The sequence below is a fragment of the Nostoc sp. genome (assembly GCF_036918015.1).
Lineage (GTDB): Bacteria > Cyanobacteriota > Cyanobacteriia > Cyanobacteriales > Nostocaceae > Nostoc.
Genome location: NZ_JBALEO010000095.1, coordinates 18,824 through 37,661, shown reverse-complemented (window position 1 = coordinate 37,661; position 18,838 = coordinate 18,824). Strand labels below are relative to the sequence as shown.

Genomic DNA, 18,838 nt, shown 5'->3' with positions numbered 1-18,838 from the left:
GACCGAAGGGTTAAATATGCTGTTTTCAAAGTTGTAAAACGCAACCTTGGGCTTTAATTAAATCCGCAGCCCACAGAGTTACATCTTTTACAACTCCTGATGGTTGAGTTTGAGCAAATACATTTGCAGAGGTTAACATAGTTCCACCAACCGAAGTAATCGTTAAAAGTGCTAATGCACTAAATTATTTATCGAATTGAAACATAATTTTCATAGTCTAAAATCCTTACTTATTTGTTGATTATTTACAAAAGCCTTACTTGATTTACAGACTTTGTTCGAGTCAGTTCAGTGGCTTGTGTTCTTCATTATTCAACTTTAATTCAAGTTAGACCACTCCAGTTTGTTGAGTTAAGATACTATTTAATTTTTCTATTCCCATAGGCATATCTTGACAGTGAAATAGTGACGAGAAGTGATATGACTTGGTTAAGCCTGATAGTCTTCAATAAGAAAGGAAATAATTTACTAATTTATCTGCAAAGAGCGAAGTTACCGTAGCGCTTTAGCAAAACTGTAGGAAAGGACTCGCTCTGCCCTTTATTAGTGGTGACTTGCCTATGGATTCCAATGTGACCAAATTTAGGAACGCTAGTTCCTCTCATGGGCGGGTTCGAGGGGCGATCCTATCACCTCAAGGGTGGTAGCAATTTCAAGCTGCAAAACAGCCAGCAGAATCTGAGGAGACTTGGGGCAAGCATTTTACCCAAGAATATCTGAGCGATCGCACCGGGCTTTCACTTAATACCCTCTATTGGGCTGACTCGAACAAAGTCTGAATTAAATCAAGCTTTTGCAAACTTTCAACAAACCACTGACTGGTTTGGCACTGTGATTTGATAGACGCAACAACTTTCGCAATGCCACCACTTAGTATAACTTCACCGATTAAAAAAAGAGGAAACATGACTATTTCACCCGTACAAACATTTTCTCCGCCAGCAGCGATCGACGATCCATCCAGGAGCAAGACAACCACAAGCAAGCTTGCAAACAAGATTGCACTGGTCACTGGAGCATCTAAGGGCATTGGTGCCTCGATCGCCAAGCACCTCGGAGCCGCTGGTGCCACAGTAATCGTCAACTACGCCACTAGCCAGTCCGGTGCCGATAAAATCGTTGCGGACATTACGGCTGACGGCGGCAAAGCCACAGCCATCCAGGGTGACTTCTCGAAGCTGGAAGACATTACTCGCACCTTCGCCCAAATCAAGCAAACGCACGGCAAGCTTGACATTCTCGGCAACAACGCTGGTGTTTACAGTTTCGGTGCCATCGAGCAGGTTACACCAGAAGAATTCTACCGCCAGTTTAACCTCAATGTACTTGGTCTTCTCCTGGCGATTAAGGAAGCCATCCCGCTTATGGGGACTGAGGGTGGCTCCGTGATTAACATTGGTTCTGCCGACGGCTCGATGCCGCCCGCCAATAGCGCCATTTACTCCGCCACCAAAGCTGCGGTTGACTCTCTGACAGTTTCCCTTTCTAAGGAGTTCGGCTCTCGCAAGATCCGTGTCAATAGCCTCAATCCAGGTTTCGTGGCAACGGAAGGCTCGCAAGGGTTTCTCGAAGGCGATGTCTATGACATGGCGATCAAGAGCACACCCCTGGGACGGGTCGGGCAGCCAGAGGACATTGGCCCGATCGCTGTCTTCCTCGCCTCTGAGGACTCCCACTGGCTGACCGGACAACGGATTCTCGCCACCGGCGGTCAAACTTGGTAGACATTCAACTCAGTTAGAAGAACCGCAACACTAACTTAAGAGAACAGCATGACCACCATCCTAAACTTCATCGGGAAGTAATCGTGAATTTCTAAAATCAACCCATTCATCCAAGGAGAATGATTCATGGAAACTATTTTGAAGAGCATTGCCGTTCCATCTGGCGGAGGCAAAGCGCTCCAAGTGTTGCCAGGAGAATCGACGATCTTGAACGCTTCTACAATCCTTGATTGAAATATGCCTAACACAACAGGAAACATGAGCGCAGAAGCCCAATATGAGATGCCAAAAGTGCTTCAACAAATGTCTGATGCCATCAACGCACACGACGTTGACGCGTTCGTGAGCTGCTTCGCTAACGATTTCAAAGGCGAACAACCGCTGCATCCTGAGAGTGCCTTCACCAACCCAGCCCAAGTGCGGGAGAACTGGACTGCCCTCTTTGCCCAAGTTCCAGATTTACGTGCAACTTTGGTCGCTTCGACGATCCACTGTGACCTCGCCTGGGCTGAATGGCACTGGCAAGGTACGCGCACGTCCGGATCGGCACTGAATATACGTGGTGTAGTCGTTGCTGGCCTACGTAACGGAATCATCGCGTGGGCAAGGCTATACATGGAGCCGGTTCATGACCAGTCGTCAACTGGCTAGAGGGTTAGGCATTTTAAGGAGAATGATTCATGGAAACTATTTTGAAGAACATCGCCGTTCCATCTGGCGAAGGCAGATCGCTCCTGGTGCTGCCAGGAGAAACTATAACTTTCAAAGCGGTCAGCGCTGATACAGACGGTGCCTACACCTTAATCGAAGTCATCGACGGGTCAAATGGGCGAGGTTCACCACCATCGCATGGGCTAAGGACGGGTCTGGCTTTTTCTACGCTCGTTTCCCTGAACCGAAGCAGGGCACAGCGTCCCAGGCAAACGTAGAAAATCATGCCGTCTATTTTCACGCGATCGCTCGCAACGCCCCATACACAGGATCGGCTGGTCTATGCAACTCCCGACCAGCCAACCATGCTGCAATCCTTGAGCGTCAGTCCTGAAGCCGCTTTATATCACGGGCGCGAGCCTCAAAATTGATGGCGGCTTGGCTGCTTGAACAAGACGTAATCAAAGTTGTAATCCCTAAACTCAACCAGGAAAACACTATGTCACAAAAACTCTCAGACAAAGTTGCACTTGTCACTGGCGGCACCAGCGGTATTGGTCTTGCCACTGCCAAGCGATTTGTCGCTGAAGGTGCCTATGTTTTTATCACGGGTCGTCGCCAGACTGAACTTGATGCTGCTGTAAACGAGATTGGTAAGAACGTCATGGGCATTCAGAGCGATGTCTCAAAGCTGGCAGACCTCGATCGTCTTTACGCCACAATCGAGCAAGAGCAAGGTCGCCTGGATATCATCTTTGCGAATGCTGGCGTTGGCGAACTTGTCCCACTGGGTTCAATTACCGAAGAACACTTTGACAAAACATTCAACACCAATGTCAAGGGTCTACTGTTCACCGTGCAGAAGGCACTGCCGCTGATGCCAGAGGGCGCTTCCGTCATCCTGAATGCCTCCACGACTTCCATCAAGGGCACCCCGTCCTTCAGCGTCTATAGCGCCACCAAAGCTGCCGTGCGTTAGCGTAGCTCGCCGAAGGCATCGTTTGCCCGCAACTGGATACTCGACCTCAAAGACCGCCAGATTCGAGTGAATGTGGTCAGCCCTGGTACCACTCCGACTCCCGGTTACAATCTCCTGGGACTCAGTGAAGAGCAGCTGAAAGAATTTGTGGAGAGCCAAGCTAACACTATCCCCTTGGGACGAGTCGGCAAGCCCGACGAGATAGCCAAAGCCGTTGTCTTTCTCGCTTCAGATGACAGCAGCTTTGTCAACGGCATTGAGCTATTCGTCGATGGTGGCGTGGCACAAATCTAAAGGAGTGCTGTGTCCAGAGTAGCGGACGGTCTAACGCCTCTAGTACTGCGTTCGAGTTTTTCTGCCGTCGCTGAGGAGAAGGATGTATCGGTAGAGAAACCGCTTCATTAAAGCATCCACTTAAACAGAGGAGAAGTTCAGATGTCAGATAAAAATAAAGCAATCTTAGAAGAAGCAAACGCGGCGATCGCTGAAGGCAACAATGAAGGATTCTTGTCATGCTGCGCCGACGACACGGAATGGACGTTTGTAGGCGACAAGACCCTTAAAGGAAAAGAAGCCGTTCGCCAATATATGGCAATGACGTACATCGAGCCGCCAACGTTTATGGTCTCTAACTTAATCGCTGAAGGTAATTTCGTCACGGCACTCGGCGACATCACAATGAAGGACGAAGACGGGAAGGCGGCTCATTATTCGTACTGCGATATCTGGCGTTTTCGCGACGGTAAAATCGTCGAATTAAGGGCTTTCGTCATCAAAATCTGAGTCAACGAACCATTCATTCTCCATGATGGGTGGTTCTGCTAGTATGAGCAGCCTGAGGTAATTTTCCTAAATAGAAATTAAAATATCTTTTTTATTTCATAAATCTACTCATGTTTACCATGCCTTATAAATGCGAGGAAATTGTGAGTTGTTTGCAATCTATTTTATTTAATAAAATCAATACCTCAAAGCCTGTTCAGAACCTAAATACGCATCTTAAAATAGAGTATTTTTAGGTGTGATTTATATATAAAACAACGCAAAAATCAACATTGTACTAATTCATTTTATTATGATATTTTTATTTGTTTCTTTAGAGAGAGTGATTCATTTATTTTATTGATTAACTTTAAAGTATCGGTCGATTAATTAAACTCTAAATTTAATTAATCGACCCAAACTTTCCACTTTGAAACTAATCTGATGAAAAAGATAATTTGGCTGGCACTGGTATGTACGGGATTCGTAGTAACTACGCCCTTTACGGCACAAGCACTAAATTCAGAAAAAATCAGCCCGAACCTCGATCGAGAGCCGAATATGTCGCTCGCCCAGTACGATCGCAACCAAAATCGCAACGACCGAAATCGTGACAACCAAGATCGCGACAACGAAGGTCGTCGCTACCAAAGTGGCGATCGGCTGTTTATTGTTTATTACCGCAGCCATGACGATCGCAAGTGGATTTATGTGAGTAAGCACTACAATCGTCGCGCTGCCCAACGTGCTGCCAACCGACTGGAGCGGCGTGGGTATCGAATCCAAATTTTATGACAGAGCCGTTTCAAACTATGAGTTGCCAACACCTAAATCCTGCTTGCGGGCTGCCAACCGACTGGAGCGGCGTGGTTATCGAACCTACGTTCAAGTCAGTCGAGAAGTCAATCGTGGTATGAATCGAGGCTAATATCTGCAATTGAAGGCGTTGGCTCGGCTGCACCAATGCCTGACACCAAAATTTGAGGTAACAATGTCGAGTATTAGCTTGAATTTCAAGAAAGGCGTTGATTCTGCCAAGCAGAAGCTACACAATCGATTCAAAACTAACAAGTGGTTGATGGGATTGCTAGTGGCAATCCCGCTCGCTGGTGGTCTGAGTTATCTTGTTTATAACCAATTAGTGACAGTCGCTAAACAGCAGGCACAAAGCAAGATTCAGACAGCAGCAGTCACACGGGGCAATCTAACAATTTTGGTATCCGCCAATGGTACCGTGCAACCCGAAAGTTCGGTTAATGTCAGTCCCAAAACCTCCGGTGTTTTGAAGCAGTTGCTGGTCAAAGAAGGCGATTTTGTCAAACCAGGTCAGATTGTCGCCTATATGGACAATTCAAACATCCAAGGGCAATTGCTCCAGGCACGAGGAAACCTTGCTGCTGCTCAGGCAAATTTGAATAAGGTCATCGCGGGGAATCGATCGCAAGATATCGCTGGATCTACAGCCAACCTAAATGAAGTTCAGGCTACCTACAGGCAAGCGGCTGAAGACCTGCGCCGTAACCAAAAATTACAAGCACAGGGAGCCATCTCTCAACAAGCATTGAGTCTTGCTCGATCGACTAGTGATAGTGCCCAAGCGCAAGTAGAGCAGAGCCAGCAAGCATTAAATCTCCTCAAAGCAGGATCGCGCCCTGAAGACATCGCTCAAGCCCGCGCTCAAGTTATGGCAGCCCAAGGGGCAGTCACGATCACTCAACGGAATATCGACGATACCGTGATTCGCGCCCCCTTTGCAGGGATTATTGCTCGTAAATATGCCGATCCAGGGGCGTTTGTGACCCCCACAACGGCGGGTAGTGCGGTGACTTCGGCAACATCATCTTCAATTCTGGCTCTAGCATCTACCAATGAAATCGTGGCGCAGGTAGCCGAAGCCAGTATTGCCCAAATCCGTGTCGGGCAGGTAGCGGTAATTAAAGTGGATGCTTACTCTGGCAAAACCTTTGAGGGCAAAGTGACACAAGTTGCTACCCAGTCATTGGTACAACAAAATGTGACCAGTTTTGAGGTGAAAGTAGCGGTTGCCGACTCCCAAAAACTGCTCAGTCAAGGGATGAATGTGACGATCGATTTCAAAGCCGGAGAACTGAACCAGGTGCTAGTTGTGCCGACGGCTGCGATCGTTCAGCAGAAAACATCTCAGGGTGTATATGTGGCGAAAACAGGCGGCGATCCGGTATTTATGCCGATCGTGGTGGGGACGACTGTTAACGATAAGACTGAAGTTAAGTCTGGTTTAACTGGGAACGAACGGGTTTTACTCAGTTTTCCACCCGGAACCCGTAAGGTTACTCCGATTACAGATGGGGGTTGACGTAGATAGTCAGAAATTACAATCTCCGAAATCACCATTTGTGGATACTTAAATTTATGCGTAGATCTACCCACCCCGCCCTGCGGACACCCCTCCGAGAAGGGGATTTGCCGAACAAATCCCTTCTACGTTCATCTCGCCGTAGTAAGCGCAAAATCTCGCTGCTGGAAATATTTTTGATGGCAGTGGAAACCTTGTGGAGTAATAGAATCCGCAGCGGATTGACGATGCTGGGTGTAATTATTGGGATATCCTCTGTCATTGCGATTACTTCGATCGGTCAGGGAGTTCAAAAATCCACCGAGTCGAGCATTGCAGCATTGGGTACCAATATCCTCCAAGTCTCCGCAGCAGCAGCGAGAACGGGCGGCATCAGTCAGGGGGCTGGTTCTGCTAGTACGCTGACTTGGGAAGATGCCCAAGCGATCGCCAAACAAGTTCCCGCTGCTACAGCAGTGTCAGCGTTCTTATACCGCCCAAGTGTTCAGGTGGTGCGGGGTAACGTCAACATTTCAATCACTGCCATCGGCACGGATTTAAACTTTCCAGACGTGAGAAATGTCCGACCAGAATTAGGGATATTTTTTCAGCAGCAGGATTTAGATACAGCCAAAGCAGTGGTGGTAATTGGTGCCAAAGTTCGAGACGATCTGTTCGCTGCGTCAGAAACGGCGATCGGTAGCGATATTCGGATTCAGGGTAAACGTTATCGCGTAGTGGGGGTGATGGAGCGGAAAGGGGCTGTCGGGCTGCAAGATACAAATAATATGGTGTATCTGCCCCTAACTAATATGTCCGCTGAGATTGTTGGTAACAATGCGCTCACAGGTGTGGCAATTAACGGCTTTTGGGTAAAAGCGAGTAATCCCGACCAACTTGAAGCAGCGGAATTTCAGGTGGCGAATGTGCTGCGGCTGCGCCATGATATTCGCTTACCCAAAGAAGATGATTTTACTGTCACCAATGAAGTGGATCTGATTAAAACTTTCACGAGTATTATGGGGTCGCTGACGCTGATGGTTGGTGCGATCGCGGGAATTTCGCTAGTAGTTGGTGGGATTGGGATTGCTAATATCATGTTGGTGTCCGTGATGGAACGGACGCGGGAAATCGGGCTACGAAAAGCCGTCGGAGCAACTAGCGGCGCAATTCTGAATCAATTTTTGATGGAATCGATCGTCATTTCTAGTATTGGCGGTGCGATCGGGATTGGATTGGGTGTAGCCCTCGCTTTCGCTGTCGCGACGATCTTCAAATTTCCCTTTGTGGTGTCGCTATTGTCAGTGGTGGTGGGTTTTGTCCTTTCGTTGATTGTTGGGGTACTAGCGGGCGGTATTCCTGCTCGTAATGCGGCAAAACTAGACCCGATCTTGGCACTACGTGGGGATTGATTATGGCAAGTATGATTTCTCTCGAAGATATTACTAAAACCTATCACTTGGACACGATCGAAGTCCCAGTCCTCAAGCGCGTGAATTTGTCGATCGAGGAGGGCGAATATGTCGCAATTATGGGAGCTTCAGGTTCGGGCAAATCGACGCTGATGAATATTATCGGTTGTCTCGATCGACCTAGCAGTGGACAGTATTTTTTAGCAGGTCAAAATCTGACTACGCTTGATGATGATGAACTTGCAGATATTCGCAATCAATATATTGGGTTTGTATTTCAACAGTTCAACCTCTTGCCAAAGCTCACATCTTTGGCGAATGTGATGCTACCGATGATTTATGCCGATGTTGATAAGTCGCAACGGGTCGAACAGGCGACAGAAGCATTAATCCAAGTTGGTTTAAGCGATCGCATCCAAAACCGTCCCAATCAACTTTCTGGCGGACAACAACAGCGCGTCGCCATCGCTCGTGCTTTAGTGAATCACCCCGCCTTAGTCCTCGCCGATGAACCGACTGGCGCACTAGATACCAAAACTTCCGAGGAGATTATGAATCTGCTGACTGAGTTAAATCAACAAGGTACGACGATCGCGATCGTTACCCATGATGCCAATGTTGCCGCTAGAACAAAGCGGATAATTCGGATGGTGGATGGGGTAATTATTGAGCAGGATAAATAATTATAAAAAATAAAACTGGAGAACAGCAAAAATTATTAACAAAATACCGATGCGCCGCCCCTCGCGCTCTCGTGCTGCTTTTTACCACCTATTTCGCTTCCGCCTGCTCACAGTCAATAACGGAGACACCTATGATTACTTATCCTCAAACCAAACAAGGCGATGTCGTCGAGGAGCAGTTCGGGGAGACGATCGCCGACCCCTATCGCTGGCTGGAAAACGACGTTCGCAGCGATAAGGAAGTCGCTTCCTGGGTCGAATCGCAGAATAAAGTCACCAATGCTGATCTCGATACGCTGCCGGGTCGAGCTATCTTCAAGGAGCGGCTGAAGCAGTTGTACAATTATGAGCGGTTCACCATTCCGGTCAAAAAGGGCGGACGATATTTCTACTTCCGCAACTCCGGCGTTCAGAACCAGCAGGTTCTCTATGTCCGCGACAGCGTGGATGGTGCAGGGCGGGTGCTGATCGATCCCAACAGTTGGGCAAAGGACGGGGCGATCGCGCTGGCTGAATGGTCGGTTTCTAACGACGGCAAGCGTCTAGCCTATACGGTGCAGGATGGCGGCACGGACTGGCGCACGATTCGGGTGCTGGATGTCAACACGGGCAAGGTGCTGGGCGATGAGGTCAAATGGGCGAGGTTCACCACCATCGCGTGGATTAAGGACGGCTCCGGCTTTTTCTACGCCCGTTTCCCTGAACCGAAGCAGGGCGCAGCATCTCAGGGAAACGTAGAAGACCATGCCGTTTATTTTCACGCGATCGCAACGCCCCAGGCGAAGGATCGGCTAGTATACGCAACCCCAGACCAACCGACTATGGTGCATTCCCTGATAAGCGTCACCAAAGACGGGCGTTACGTCACGATCTTTTCCACACCCGGTTCATTAGTTGCCAACTTACTGACGGTAGTAGACCTGAATAGCGCCGACTGGAAACCACGCAAGCTAGTCAATAAGCTTGATTATTTATGGGGCGTTGTGGGCAATGTGGGGACGAAATTCTTCCTCGAAACCACTAAGGATGCGCCCCGCCTCAAGGTGGTGATGATGGACCTCGCCGCCGCCGATCCGGCGATCGCGGATGTGGTGCCGGAGCAGGATTCGGTGCTGAACGGCGCATCATTAGTCGGTGGACGGTTGCTGCTCTCCTATATGGTTGATGTGAAGACGGAGGTCAGGCGCTACACCCTCGAAGGCAAGGCTGACGGCCTGGTGAAACTGCCCGGTATTGGTACTGCGATCGGCTTTGAGGGCGAAGAAGACGACAAGGAAACTTTCTACGGCTTCACCAGCTTCAATGCGCCTGGCATCATCTATCGATACGATGTCGCCAGCAACACGGCGCGCGTCTGGAGCGAGGCAAAGGTGGCGACCGATCTCAACCGAATTGTGGTCGAACAGCATTTCTACAAGTCGAAGGACGGCACCCGTGTCCCGATGTTTATCGTCCGGCGCAAGGATGTAACCAATCCGGCACCGACCGTGCTCAATGCATACGGTGGCTATGGACTGATCGATCCTCCCAGGTTCACGCCGGCGCTGCTGGCGTGGGTCGAACAGGGCGGTGTGTTTGCGATTGCCTACATTCGCGGCGGTGGAGAATATGGCAGGGCATGGCACGAAGCAGGCCGTCGTCAGAACAAGCAGAACGTCTTCGATGATTTCATCGCGGCGGGCGAGTATCTGAAGGCGCAGGGCATCACATCACAAGACGGACTGGCCATTCAGGGCGCATCGAATGGCGGACTCTTGATTGGCGCGGTGGTCAATCAGCGACCGGATTTGTTCGCCGCCGCGCTGCCCCAGGTCGGTGTCATGGACATGCTCCGCTTCGACAAGTTCACAGCCGGAAAATTATGGGTGGATGAGTTTGGCTCTCCGGCACGGGAAGCGGATTTCCGTAACCTCTTCAGCTATTCGCCTTATCACAATATCCAATCCGGCAAGGACTATCCCGCGATCCTTGCCACTACTGCCGACACGGACGATCGCGTAGTGCCCGGTCATAGCTTCAAATATGTCGCCGCGCTCCAGGCAGAGGGTATCGGACCCAAGCCACACTTTATCCGCATTGAGACGCGCGCGGGACATGGAGCGGGCAAGCCCACGGACAAGATCATTGAGGAAACGGCGGATATGTGGGCTTTTGCCGCTCACTGGACGGGGCTGAAGGTGAAGCCAGCGAAATGATCGTCGCATTGGGGAAAGAGCGTGAGGGCACGAGAAGTCGCTCAAGCAGTTGTCTTTCTCTGCTCTGATGCTACTAGCTACATCACTGGACAACCCTCTAAATCTCTAATCAGTGTTTTTGGGTTGTTCGATCAATCTATCTCGCTGCGGAGTTAAGTAAGTAGGCTGGATTAAACGGAGGATGGGTTACGCTGCGCTAACCCATTCTGGCTAAGGATTTTTCGCTTTGTGAAGAGCCTACAGCGTTTTACAAATAATTACGACCTAAAGGAGTTTATCCCATGTCTCACATTTCTTCTAACCACAAGAGAGATCGTGACCTACCCACACACGACTCAGGGCCAACAGTTCCCGCTAGGAGGAGAACCATGCTTGCTAGCAAGACCCACCTCGGAAGCTCGCTAATGATTGGGGCGGTGATACTGGTTCTTAGTGCCTGCGGACAGCCCACACTCGGTCATCCGCCAAAGCCAGGAGTAAAAGTCCCTGCGGAGCTGAAACGCTTCTACAACCAGAAGCTGACCTTCGGCTCGTGCAAAGGCTACGCCACCACGGATGACGACGCTAAGACCTTCGCCAACGACACCTTCAAATGCGCCCGGCTTGAGGTGCCGCTCGACTACCAGAACCCCCGCGGGCGAACCGCGCAGATTGCACTGCTGCGCGTATCGGCGAAGGGCAAGCCGAGCAAACGAATCGGCTCCCTGCTGGTCAACCCCGGCGGTCCCGGCTTCCCCGGGACGAGCCACGCAGCCCTAGTGGCGACCAAACTGGGTGAGCACCCGATCACCGAGCGGTTCGACCTGATCGGCTTCGACCCGCGCGGGGTTGCGGCCTCGACACCGGCCCTCGACTGCTTCACCGATGCCGAACGAGAGGCCGACAAGCTTGTCAACTCGATCAACTCCGGGGGCAAGGACTACACCGACGACGAGACCCGCCAGTTGTACCAGAAGTGCGCCGCGCGTTCCGGCGGCGAGGACGTGCTGGCGCACGTCGGCACCCGCGATGTGGTGCGCGACATGGACGTGCTCCGCGCGGTGCTCGGCGATGACAAGCTCTCCTTTATCGGGCAAAGCTACGGTACCCGGCTTGGCGCGATCTACGCCGAGACCTTCCCCCAAAACGTGCGGGCCATGGTGCTCGACGCCGCGCTCGACCCCACCCTCGGCACCACCGAGCGTCGCCTCGTCCTGTTCGCGGGCTTCCAGCGTGCCTTCGACAACATGGCGGCCTTCTGCGCCAAGTCCCCGGACTGTCCGCTGGGCACAGATCCCAAGCAAGCTACCGCCGCCTTCCAGCAGATCGTGCAGCCACTGATTGATAAACCGATCATCACCGCAGACGGACGCAAGGTCACGTACACCACGGCGATTGACGGCGTGCTTGCCGCCCTTTACAGCGAGGCGGGCTGGCGTGCGGTGATCCAAGGCATCACCGAACTCAAGGCCGGAAGCGGTAGTAAACCCCTGCTGTTCTTGCGCGACTTCCTCAGCCAGCGCCGTGCCGACGGCAGCTACGGCAATGGCTACGAGTCCCTGCTGGCCATTAACTGCCTCGACGAGGAACGCAACACGCCCCAGCAGGAGACTACGATGACGCGCGACGTTTTCAAGGTTGCGCCCTTCCTGGACACCGGCCGGCCCGTCAACGCCCGCGACCTCTGTGAGCATTGGCGCGTGAAGCCCACCGTCGGCTACCCCTACGCCCAGAACATCAAAGGACTCCCCAAAACCCTGGTCGTGTCGGTCACCCGCGACCCGGCCACCCCGCACACGGGCGGCATCAGCCTCGCCAAGACGCTCGGTGCGAGCCTGCTGACCGTCGAGGGCGAACAGCACGGCGTGGCCCTCACCGGCGGCAATGCGTGTGTCAACGACATCGTCGCCGACTACCTCATCAACCTCAAAATCCCCGCAGACGGCGCTCGCTGCGTCCTTTAGGCGCGTTGGGGCACTAGAGCGGATAGCCTGAACAGAGAGTGTGCGTTGCTGCGGCAGCGCTCACCATAGTGTGGGTTCCCTCCAGCGCCAAAACTAAGGATTTAGAAACCCCTATCGACAATCGTACTGAACAGAGGAACACAATGAATAAGATCGAGTTTTTTGTCACCCCCGGTTATGGAGAACGCCTGCTGAATGGATTGCATTACTCGCAAGCGGTAAAAACTGGCGATCGAGTGGAGACATCAGGACAAGGCGGCTGGGATGACGATCTGCAAATTCCCGAATCGCTCACGGACGAGATTGCTCAGGCGTTTCGGAACGTAGAGCGAACCTTGGCGACTGCCGGTGCTAGTTGGGAGCATGTTGTCCACGTCAATTCTTACCACGTTGGCGGGTTTCCCCCGGAGGTTAATGATGTGATGGTTAGGCTATATCGCCATTATATGCCCAACCACGCCCCAATTTGGACACAAGTAGGAGTCGCGGCACTTGGACTTCCAACGATGCGGATTGAAATCCGCGTTACTGCAATTGTTCCGTGAGTTTTGCACAAGCCGCAACGGGGTCATTGCGAAGTTAGGGAGTTACCTACGCTAAGTGGTATCGAAATCCTGTCACTGTTTATTCTCAATCAAAAAGAGTTGGCACAGATGGAATCTATGAAAGCAACCGTATTAACTGCGTTTGGTGATGCTGAGAAGTTTGAGATTCAAACTGTTCCCATACCAACACTGAAGGCGAATCAGGTGTTAGTCAGAGTTTGTGCAACCTCGATTAACCCGATCGACTACCAAACTCGTCGTGGTGATTACAAGGAACTGGTTCGATTACCCGCCATTCTTGGAGTCGATGTTTCAGGGGTGATTGAGGCAATTGGCGAAGCCGTGACTGATTTCAAGGTGGGAGACAACGTGTATTACTCGCCGCAAGTTTTTGGAGAATTCGGTAGCTACGCTCAGTATCATGTGGCTGATGCAGCGATTGTTGCATTAAAGCCTGGAAATCTATCGCACGTTGAAGCAGCTTCTTTTCCGCTTGCAGGCGGAACTGCTTGGGATTGTCTGGTGACTAGGGGACAGCTACAAGTTGGTGAAACAGTTCTCATCCATGCGGGTGCGGGTGGAGTTGGTTCGATCGCAGTTCAACTCGCTAAAGCGATAGGGGCATACGTTTTTGCAACGTGTAGTTCTAGAAACCGAGATTTCGTGACAGAACTGGGCGCAGATCGGGTGATTGATTACAAGAATGAAAATTACGTAGAAGTCATTCGTCAAGAAACAAATGGATTGGGTGTGGATTTAGTTCTAGATACGATCGGTGGAGAAACCATTCAGCGTAGTCTAGAAATCATTCGCCCCTTCGGTAGGCTTATCAGCATTGTAGACATTGCAATACCGCAATCGCTTCTTGAAGCATGGGGTAAGAATCTGACGATTCATTTTGTTTTTTCACCCCAGTATCAAGCAAAATTAGAGGCTTTGACAAAACTAATTGAGCGTCAACAGCTTCGCCCAGTGATTGATTCAGTATTCTCTTGGGATCAGGTCGTTCTGGCACACCAGCGTCTAGAGCAGGGAGGAACACGGGGCAAAATTGTACTGAAATTTACAGAAAATTAGACTAGCTTCACGGCGTTAATAATTGCTAAACGGATCGGAGTTCGATTTTTGAAGGTCAATATTGATTGAAACAGGAGAAACAGGATGATACTGCAAGATAAAGTGGCTTTAGTGACTGGAGGAACATCAGAGCCAGTAGGGTGGGCAGTGCCCACAAAACCTTTCACGGTAAGGTTTTAAAATTGAAGGCACAAGTGATGGTGTCTACGGAGTGACGGTCAGTAATGGTTTCTACCCAGTGACGATCGATCGAGGCGTTACAATCAATTGCTTTCAATGTGTGCGTGTCTGGTACAGAGAATAAGCTTCACCGGAGAAGAAATAATGAAACAATTTACCTTGTTTACTTTCCTGTACCTCGCGCTTGGAGTTTGCCTGAGTGCGATCGCGCTTGGGTATCCAAACCTGCCTTCGAGTCTTCAAACCAGCTTGTTCGTCAGTGCGGGATTGTCCTACCTCTTTTGTCTCCTCAGCACCTTCCCATTTTGGCGTGAGACGACGATCCGCTTCTATCGCAGCCGCAATTCGGCGGTGATTCTACCCTGGTTAGTGATTGGAGTGAACATTGTGGTGACGATCTGGGAGGTTCAGAGTCAGAACTGGAAGATGGAAGCCATTTTAGGAGCGTTGTCGCGGCTAATAGTTGTCTTACCGCTTGCAGAAATCATTGTGATTACATGGCAAGTGAATTCCGAACATTAGTGTCTAAATCGGACGATCCCGAAACGAACTCACTCTTCACCACAGGAATTTGACAAATCTTTGTCAGAATCTGGAAGAAGTCAAGCATTGGAACTCAGTACAATTCAAAGCGATACAACAAGATTAATAAGGAGGAAAGCAAAATGATACTGCAAGACAAAGTGGCGTTAGTCACTGGAGGCGCATCGGGTATTGGCAGAGCAACCGCGATCGCCTTCGGTGCTGCGGGCGCAAAAGTCGTCTTCTGTGACAGACCCAATGTAGAAGGGGAAGAAACAGCTGCGCTGATTCGTGAGACTGGAGCGGAGTGCTTGTTTGTAAAAGCAGATGTCTCTAGTGAATCGGATGTGCAAGCCTTGGTACAGAAAGCGATCTCCACCTACGGCAGACTCGATTGTGCATTTAACAATGCTGGAATTGATCTTGCTGTTAAACCACTGCACGAACAATCGATCGAGGATTTTGACAAGATTATGTCGATCAATGCGCGAGGGCTGTTTCTCTGTATGAAATATGAGATTCAACAGATGCTAACCCAGGGCGCAGGCGCGATCGTGAACAATTCATCAACCAATGGACTCGTTGCGCTTCCGGGGATCTCGCCCTACGTCGCCAGCAAACATGCAGTGATGGGGCTGACGCGATCGGCTGCCCTTGATTATGCCAAACAGGGCATTCGGATCAATGCCGTCAATCCGGGTCCGATCTCAACTGATCTCATGGCTCGTAGCGCTGAGCAGATGGGCATCACGTTCGATGAGCTTGGGTCGATGGTGCCGATGGGTCGGATGGGTCAGGCAACGGAAATTGCTCAAGTAGTTGTGTTTCTGTGTTCTGATGCTGCCAGTTACATCACTGGACAACCCTTAACGATCGATGGCGGATATACAGCGAGTTGATTTTTGATTGTGGACTCACAGTGAATCGATCCATTTCAAGAGAGAACAACCGGACTTGATTTTAGGAGAAATAGAATGATACTTCAGGATAAAGTGGCGTTAGTCACTGGAGGCACAGCGGGAATTGGTCAAGCCGCCGCGATTGCGTTCGGTGCTGCGGGTGCAAAAGTTGTGTTCTCCGGCAGACGCGATGCAGAACGCGAAACAACTTCTGCGATGATTCGTGAGACAGGAGCGGAGTGTTTGTTTGTGCGATCGGATGTATCGAGTGAACCAGAGGTGAAGGTGCTGATAGAGAAAACAATCGCAACTTACGGAAGGCTAGATTTTGCCTTCAATAACGCTGGGTTTGGTACAGTCCCAAAGCCACTACACGAGCAGTCTGTTGAAGATTTTGACAGCATGATGGCAACTAACCTGCGGGGTGTGTTCTTATGCATGAAATATGAAATTCAACAGATGCTGACTCAAGGAGCAGGGGTCATCATCAACAACTCTTCAGTAGCGGGATCGATCGGGATACCTGGAATGGGTCCTTATACTGGGAGCAAACATGCTGTGATGGGTCTCACTCGTTCTGCTGCGCTCGATTATGCCAAGCAAGGGATTCGGATTAATGCCGTCAATCCTGGCTATATTCGCGGCACAGGAATAGTTACTCCTACGAGCCTCCAAGAGATGGGTATGACTTTAGAGCAGTTTGATTCGATGGTGTCGTCGAGGGTCCCAATGGGGCATAGGGGTCAACCTGAAGAAATTGCTGCAACGGTTGTGTTCTTATGTTCTGATGCTGCCAGCTATATCACAGGGCAACCGTTCGCGATCGATGGCGGAGTCACAGCGAGTTAATTTTTGATTTTTGATGGTGGACTCACAGTGAATCGATCCATTTCAAGAGAGAACAACCGGACTTAATTTTAGGAGAAATAGAATGATACTTCAGGATAAAGTGGTGCTTGTCACTGGCGGAACTTCAGGAATTGGTCGTGCAACCGCGTTAGCGTTCGCGCAGCGTTCCGAAGGAAAGCTTAACGAAGTTATCGCTTTTGGCGCTGCTGGTGCAAAAGTAGGGGTACAGCTGGGAGGTACCCCAAATACGTCCTCGAATTCATCGTCTGAAGTAGAGCTAGCTGCTTTGTAAGACTCTGAAAAATCATCACAAGAATCTGAAAGAAGTCAAGCATTAGAACTCAATACACTCTAGATATGTAGAAGCAGGAGAATTCAACATGGTTAAACAGCAAACTGTAGACAAACAAGCAAATTTACAGGCAACCCCCGACCTGACACCCGCTCAGGAAGCCCTGCAAGCACTCTGGGAAGAGCATATTGGGTACGAGTTTGGCACTCACAACACTGAAGATGCCCTCGCTACGATGGTTGAGGATGCTTACGTAAATAACATTCCGGTCATGACTGGAGGAGTAGGGAAACCAGCATTGCGCGAGTTTTATTCCAAATACTTCATTACAAAAATGCCGCCAGACATCGAACTGATTCCGATCTCGCGCACGATCGGAACCGACCAGCTTGTTGATGAAATGCTTGTTAAGTTCACTCATACCGTCCAGATGGACTGGATGCTACCCGGCATTGCGCCAACAGGGAAACGGGTTGAAGTGGCTGTGGTCGGGATTGTCCAGTTCCGCGACGGCAAGTTAGCCCACGAACACATCTACTGGGATCAGGCAAGTGTATTGGTTCAGCTCGGCTTGCTCGATCCGGGTACGCTGCCCGTTATCGGGGTTGACAGCGCGCGCAAGGCGATCGATCCGAGCTTGCCCTCCAACACGCTAATCGATCGTGCCAGCGCTCGCGACTAAGTGTAGGAGCCAGCAAACATTAATGCCAAAATCCGCCATTTTACAACCAGGATCGTTACTCATCCTGGTTGTAGAAGGCGCTTCTTATTGCTGGCTTCTATACGTATTGCTGCCCATTGAGTTTTTGACGCAAGTGACATAACCATTCACAACAAGAGGGAACGAGCGTGATTCTTAAGAATAAGGTAGCTTTAGTGACAGGAGGAACAGCGGGCATTGGTCGAGCCACTGCGATGTCTTCGACAAGCCGCTTCTCTACGAGAGGCTTCTCTACGAGAGGCTACGCCAACGCCAACGCGTCTACGCCTTCGGTGCTGCTGGCGCAAAAGTGGTGTTCTCAGGCAGACGGGATGCTGAAGGTGAAAAAACCGCCAAACTGATTCATGAAACGGGTGCTGAATGTTTATATGTCCGTTCCGATGTAAGCAGTGAAGCAGAGGTGAAAGTTTTGGTGGAGAAAGCGATCGCCACTTACGGCAGACTCGATTGTGCCTTTAACAATGCTGGAACTGAGTCTAGTAGCAAACCACTGCACGAACAATCCATTGAAGATTTTGACAAGGTGATGTCGATTAATGTGCGGGGGCTGTTCTTGTGTATGAAATACGAAATTCAGCAGATGTTGAGCCAAGGATCGGGTGCGATCGTCAATAATTCGTCAACGGTTGGCTTATTTGGGTTCCCAGGTACATCTCCCTATGTCGCTAGCAAACACGCGGTGATGGGTTTGACGCGATCGGCAGCTCTCGATTATGTCAAACAGGGGATTCGGATTAATGCCGTCAATCCTGGTCCGATCGCTACTGACATGGTTGATCGCATATTAGAGCCACTGGGGATTACGGTAGATAGTTTTGCCTCTACAGTTCCAATGGGGCGTGTCGGTCAAGCAGAAGAAATTGCTCAAGCCGTTATTTTTCTTTGCTCGGATGCTGCCAGCTACATTACGGGACAACCCTTAGCGATCGATGGCGGATATACAGCGAGTTAAACCGCGATTTGCCTTGGCAGATATCTTTTTGCGATCGCAGTTCTGAATAGGTAGTTTCTAAACAATTTTCTGGAATGACCTCGAAACAGGTTCACTATCGCTGAAAAAGCCGCCGATTTAATTAGGGCTTGTTTGAAT

General features: G+C 50.3%; 23 protein-coding genes and 2 pseudogenes. 23 read left to right on the top strand and 2 right to left on the bottom strand.

Annotation, left to right across the window (positions count from 1 at the left end; genetic code table 11):
- Nucleotides 1-751: 751 nt before the first annotated feature.
- Nucleotides 752-907, bottom strand: coding sequence for a hypothetical protein (locus tag V7K61_RS30260; RefSeq protein WP_335059337.1), 156 nt, complete (start codon nucleotides 905-907; stop codon nucleotides 752-754).
- Between V7K61_RS30260 and V7K61_RS30255 the strand changes: the two genes are divergently transcribed.
- Entirely contained in the window at nucleotides 906-1,724 is an 819-nt protein-coding gene (locus V7K61_RS30255; RefSeq protein ID WP_335059335.1) for an SDR family NAD(P)-dependent oxidoreductase, read from the top strand. The genes V7K61_RS30260 and V7K61_RS30255 overlap by 2 nt on opposite strands.
- 35 nt (nucleotides 1,725-1,759) lie before the next feature.
- Here the strand turns inward: V7K61_RS30255 and V7K61_RS30250 are convergent, their stop codons facing one another.
- A complete protein-coding gene (locus tag V7K61_RS30250; RefSeq protein WP_334813897.1) occupies nucleotides 1,760-1,984 on the bottom strand; it encodes a hypothetical protein in 225 nt (74 codons plus the stop codon).
- Between V7K61_RS30250 and V7K61_RS30245 the strand changes: the two genes are divergently transcribed.
- From V7K61_RS30245 to V7K61_RS30140, 22 genes and pseudogenes are all read left to right on the top strand, one after another.
- Nucleotides 1,983-2,375, top strand: coding sequence for a nuclear transport factor 2 family protein (locus V7K61_RS30245; protein WP_335059333.1), 393 nt, complete (start codon nucleotides 1,983-1,985; stop codon nucleotides 2,373-2,375). The genes V7K61_RS30250 and V7K61_RS30245 overlap by 2 nt on opposite strands.
- Nucleotides 2,376-2,416: 41 nt before the next feature.
- Nucleotides 2,417-2,653: a hypothetical protein gene (locus V7K61_RS30240; protein WP_335059331.1), complete on the top strand. Its 237-nt coding sequence runs from the start codon at nucleotides 2,417-2,419 to the stop codon at nucleotides 2,651-2,653.
- Nucleotides 2,569-2,769: a hypothetical protein gene (locus V7K61_RS34265; RefSeq protein WP_442936386.1), complete on the top strand. Its 201-nt coding sequence runs from the start codon at nucleotides 2,569-2,571 to the stop codon at nucleotides 2,767-2,769. The genes V7K61_RS30240 and V7K61_RS34265 overlap by 85 nt, the downstream gene beginning before the upstream one ends.
- 105 nt (nucleotides 2,770-2,874) lie before the next feature.
- Nucleotides 2,875-3,648, top strand: a pseudogene (locus V7K61_RS30230) (SDR family oxidoreductase).
- 141 nt (nucleotides 3,649-3,789) lie between these two features.
- Nucleotides 3,790-4,137, top strand: a complete 348-nt coding sequence (locus V7K61_RS30225; RefSeq protein ID WP_335059327.1) for a nuclear transport factor 2 family protein — start codon at nucleotides 3,790-3,792, stop codon at nucleotides 4,135-4,137.
- Between the two features lie 423 nt (nucleotides 4,138-4,560).
- Nucleotides 4,561-4,911: a hypothetical protein gene (locus V7K61_RS30220; RefSeq protein ID WP_335059325.1), complete on the top strand. Its 351-nt coding sequence runs from the start codon at nucleotides 4,561-4,563 to the stop codon at nucleotides 4,909-4,911.
- Nucleotides 4,886-5,044, top strand: a complete 159-nt coding sequence (locus tag V7K61_RS30215; RefSeq protein ID WP_335059323.1) for a hypothetical protein — start codon at nucleotides 4,886-4,888, stop codon at nucleotides 5,042-5,044. The genes V7K61_RS30220 and V7K61_RS30215 overlap by 26 nt, the downstream gene beginning before the upstream one ends.
- Nucleotides 5,045-5,107: 63 nt before the next feature.
- Entirely contained in the window at nucleotides 5,108-6,451 is a 1,344-nt protein-coding gene (locus V7K61_RS30210; RefSeq protein ID WP_335059321.1) for an efflux RND transporter periplasmic adaptor subunit, read from the top strand.
- A 56-nt stretch (nucleotides 6,452-6,507) separates the two neighbouring features.
- The gene (locus V7K61_RS30205) at nucleotides 6,508-7,842 is read left to right on the top strand and encodes an ABC transporter permease (RefSeq protein ID WP_442936385.1); all 1,335 of its coding nucleotides are present in this window, start codon (nucleotides 6,508-6,510) and stop codon (nucleotides 7,840-7,842) included.
- A 2-nt stretch (nucleotides 7,843-7,844) separates the two neighbouring features.
- Nucleotides 7,845-8,525, top strand: coding sequence for an ABC transporter ATP-binding protein (locus V7K61_RS30200; protein ID WP_335059319.1), 681 nt, complete (start codon nucleotides 7,845-7,847; stop codon nucleotides 8,523-8,525).
- A 131-nt stretch (nucleotides 8,526-8,656) separates the two neighbouring features.
- Nucleotides 8,657-10,720 carry a prolyl oligopeptidase family serine peptidase gene (locus tag V7K61_RS30195; RefSeq protein WP_335059317.1) on the top strand — a complete coding sequence of 688 codons (2,064 nt, stop codon included), beginning with the start codon at nucleotides 8,657-8,659 and terminating at the stop codon, nucleotides 10,718-10,720.
- An 18-nt stretch (nucleotides 10,721-10,738) separates the two neighbouring features.
- Nucleotides 10,739-10,876, top strand: a pseudogene (locus V7K61_RS30190) (hypothetical protein); the annotation flags it as partial.
- Between the two features lie 212 nt (nucleotides 10,877-11,088).
- A complete protein-coding gene (locus V7K61_RS30185; protein WP_334702545.1) occupies nucleotides 11,089-12,663 on the top strand; it encodes an alpha/beta hydrolase in 1,575 nt (524 codons plus the stop codon).
- A 143-nt stretch (nucleotides 12,664-12,806) separates the two neighbouring features.
- A complete protein-coding gene (locus V7K61_RS30180; RefSeq protein WP_273770640.1) occupies nucleotides 12,807-13,208 on the top strand; it encodes a RidA family protein in 402 nt (133 codons plus the stop codon).
- 3 nt (nucleotides 13,209-13,211) lie between these two features.
- Nucleotides 13,212-14,285: a zinc-dependent alcohol dehydrogenase family protein gene (locus tag V7K61_RS30175; RefSeq protein WP_335059315.1), complete on the top strand. Its 1,074-nt coding sequence runs from the start codon at nucleotides 13,212-13,214 to the stop codon at nucleotides 14,283-14,285.
- A 324-nt stretch (nucleotides 14,286-14,609) separates the two neighbouring features.
- The gene (locus V7K61_RS30170; RefSeq protein WP_335059314.1) at nucleotides 14,610-14,987 is read left to right on the top strand and encodes a hypothetical protein; all 378 of its coding nucleotides are present in this window, start codon (nucleotides 14,610-14,612) and stop codon (nucleotides 14,985-14,987) included.
- Nucleotides 14,988-15,130: 143 nt separating this feature from the next.
- The gene (locus tag V7K61_RS30165) at nucleotides 15,131-15,886 is read left to right on the top strand and encodes an SDR family oxidoreductase (RefSeq protein WP_335059312.1); all 756 of its coding nucleotides are present in this window, start codon (nucleotides 15,131-15,133) and stop codon (nucleotides 15,884-15,886) included.
- 75 nt (nucleotides 15,887-15,961) lie between these two features.
- The gene (locus tag V7K61_RS30160) at nucleotides 15,962-16,735 is read left to right on the top strand and encodes a glucose 1-dehydrogenase (protein WP_335059310.1); all 774 of its coding nucleotides are present in this window, start codon (nucleotides 15,962-15,964) and stop codon (nucleotides 16,733-16,735) included.
- Nucleotides 16,736-16,817: 82 nt separating this feature from the next.
- Nucleotides 16,818-17,027, top strand: coding sequence for a hypothetical protein (locus V7K61_RS30155; protein WP_335059308.1), 210 nt, complete (start codon nucleotides 16,818-16,820; stop codon nucleotides 17,025-17,027).
- Nucleotides 17,028-17,115: 88 nt separating this feature from the next.
- Entirely contained in the window at nucleotides 17,116-17,709 is a 594-nt protein-coding gene (locus V7K61_RS30150) for an ester cyclase (protein ID WP_335059306.1), read from the top strand.
- A gap of 167 nt (nucleotides 17,710-17,876) precedes the next feature.
- Entirely contained in the window at nucleotides 17,877-18,089 is a 213-nt protein-coding gene (locus V7K61_RS30145) for a hypothetical protein (RefSeq protein WP_335059304.1), read from the top strand.
- Complete coding sequence (locus tag V7K61_RS30140) at nucleotides 18,041-18,700, top strand: SDR family oxidoreductase (RefSeq protein ID WP_335059302.1); 660 nt, start codon at nucleotides 18,041-18,043, stop codon at nucleotides 18,698-18,700. The genes V7K61_RS30145 and V7K61_RS30140 overlap by 49 nt, the downstream gene beginning before the upstream one ends.
- The last annotated feature ends 138 nt before the right edge of the window (nucleotides 18,701-18,838 follow it).

Coding starts and splice junctions, on each gene's coding strand:
- V7K61_RS30255 (WP_335059335.1), top strand. CDS start 906: ATGACTATTTCACCCGTACAAACATTTTCTCCGCCAGCAGCGATCGAC.
- V7K61_RS30260 (WP_335059337.1), bottom strand. CDS start 907: ATGTTTCCTCTTTTTTTAATCGGTGAAGTTATACTAAGTGGTGGCATT.
- V7K61_RS30245 (WP_335059333.1), top strand. CDS start 1,983: ATGAGCGCAGAAGCCCAATATGAGATGCCAAAAGTGCTTCAACAAATG.
- V7K61_RS30250 (WP_334813897.1), bottom strand. CDS start 1,984: ATGTTTCCTGTTGTGTTAGGCATATTTCAATCAAGGATTGTAGAAGCG.
- V7K61_RS30225 (WP_335059327.1), top strand. CDS start 3,790: ATGTCAGATAAAAATAAAGCAATCTTAGAAGAAGCAAACGCGGCGATC.
- V7K61_RS30220 (WP_335059325.1), top strand. CDS start 4,561: ATGAAAAAGATAATTTGGCTGGCACTGGTATGTACGGGATTCGTAGTA.
- V7K61_RS30210 (WP_335059321.1), top strand. CDS start 5,108: ATGTCGAGTATTAGCTTGAATTTCAAGAAAGGCGTTGATTCTGCCAAG.
- V7K61_RS30205 (WP_442936385.1), top strand. CDS start 6,508: ATGCGTAGATCTACCCACCCCGCCCTGCGGACACCCCTCCGAGAAGGG.
- V7K61_RS30200 (WP_335059319.1), top strand. CDS start 7,845: ATGGCAAGTATGATTTCTCTCGAAGATATTACTAAAACCTATCACTTG.
- V7K61_RS30195 (WP_335059317.1), top strand. CDS start 8,657: ATGATTACTTATCCTCAAACCAAACAAGGCGATGTCGTCGAGGAGCAG.
- V7K61_RS30185 (WP_334702545.1), top strand. CDS start 11,089: ATGCTTGCTAGCAAGACCCACCTCGGAAGCTCGCTAATGATTGGGGCG.
- V7K61_RS30180 (WP_273770640.1), top strand. CDS start 12,807: ATGAATAAGATCGAGTTTTTTGTCACCCCCGGTTATGGAGAACGCCTG.
- V7K61_RS30170 (WP_335059314.1), top strand. CDS start 14,610: ATGAAACAATTTACCTTGTTTACTTTCCTGTACCTCGCGCTTGGAGTT.
- V7K61_RS30165 (WP_335059312.1), top strand. CDS start 15,131: ATGATACTGCAAGACAAAGTGGCGTTAGTCACTGGAGGCGCATCGGGT.
- V7K61_RS30160 (WP_335059310.1), top strand. CDS start 15,962: ATGATACTTCAGGATAAAGTGGCGTTAGTCACTGGAGGCACAGCGGGA.
- V7K61_RS30155 (WP_335059308.1), top strand. CDS start 16,818: ATGATACTTCAGGATAAAGTGGTGCTTGTCACTGGCGGAACTTCAGGA.
- V7K61_RS30150 (WP_335059306.1), top strand. CDS start 17,116: ATGGTTAAACAGCAAACTGTAGACAAACAAGCAAATTTACAGGCAACC.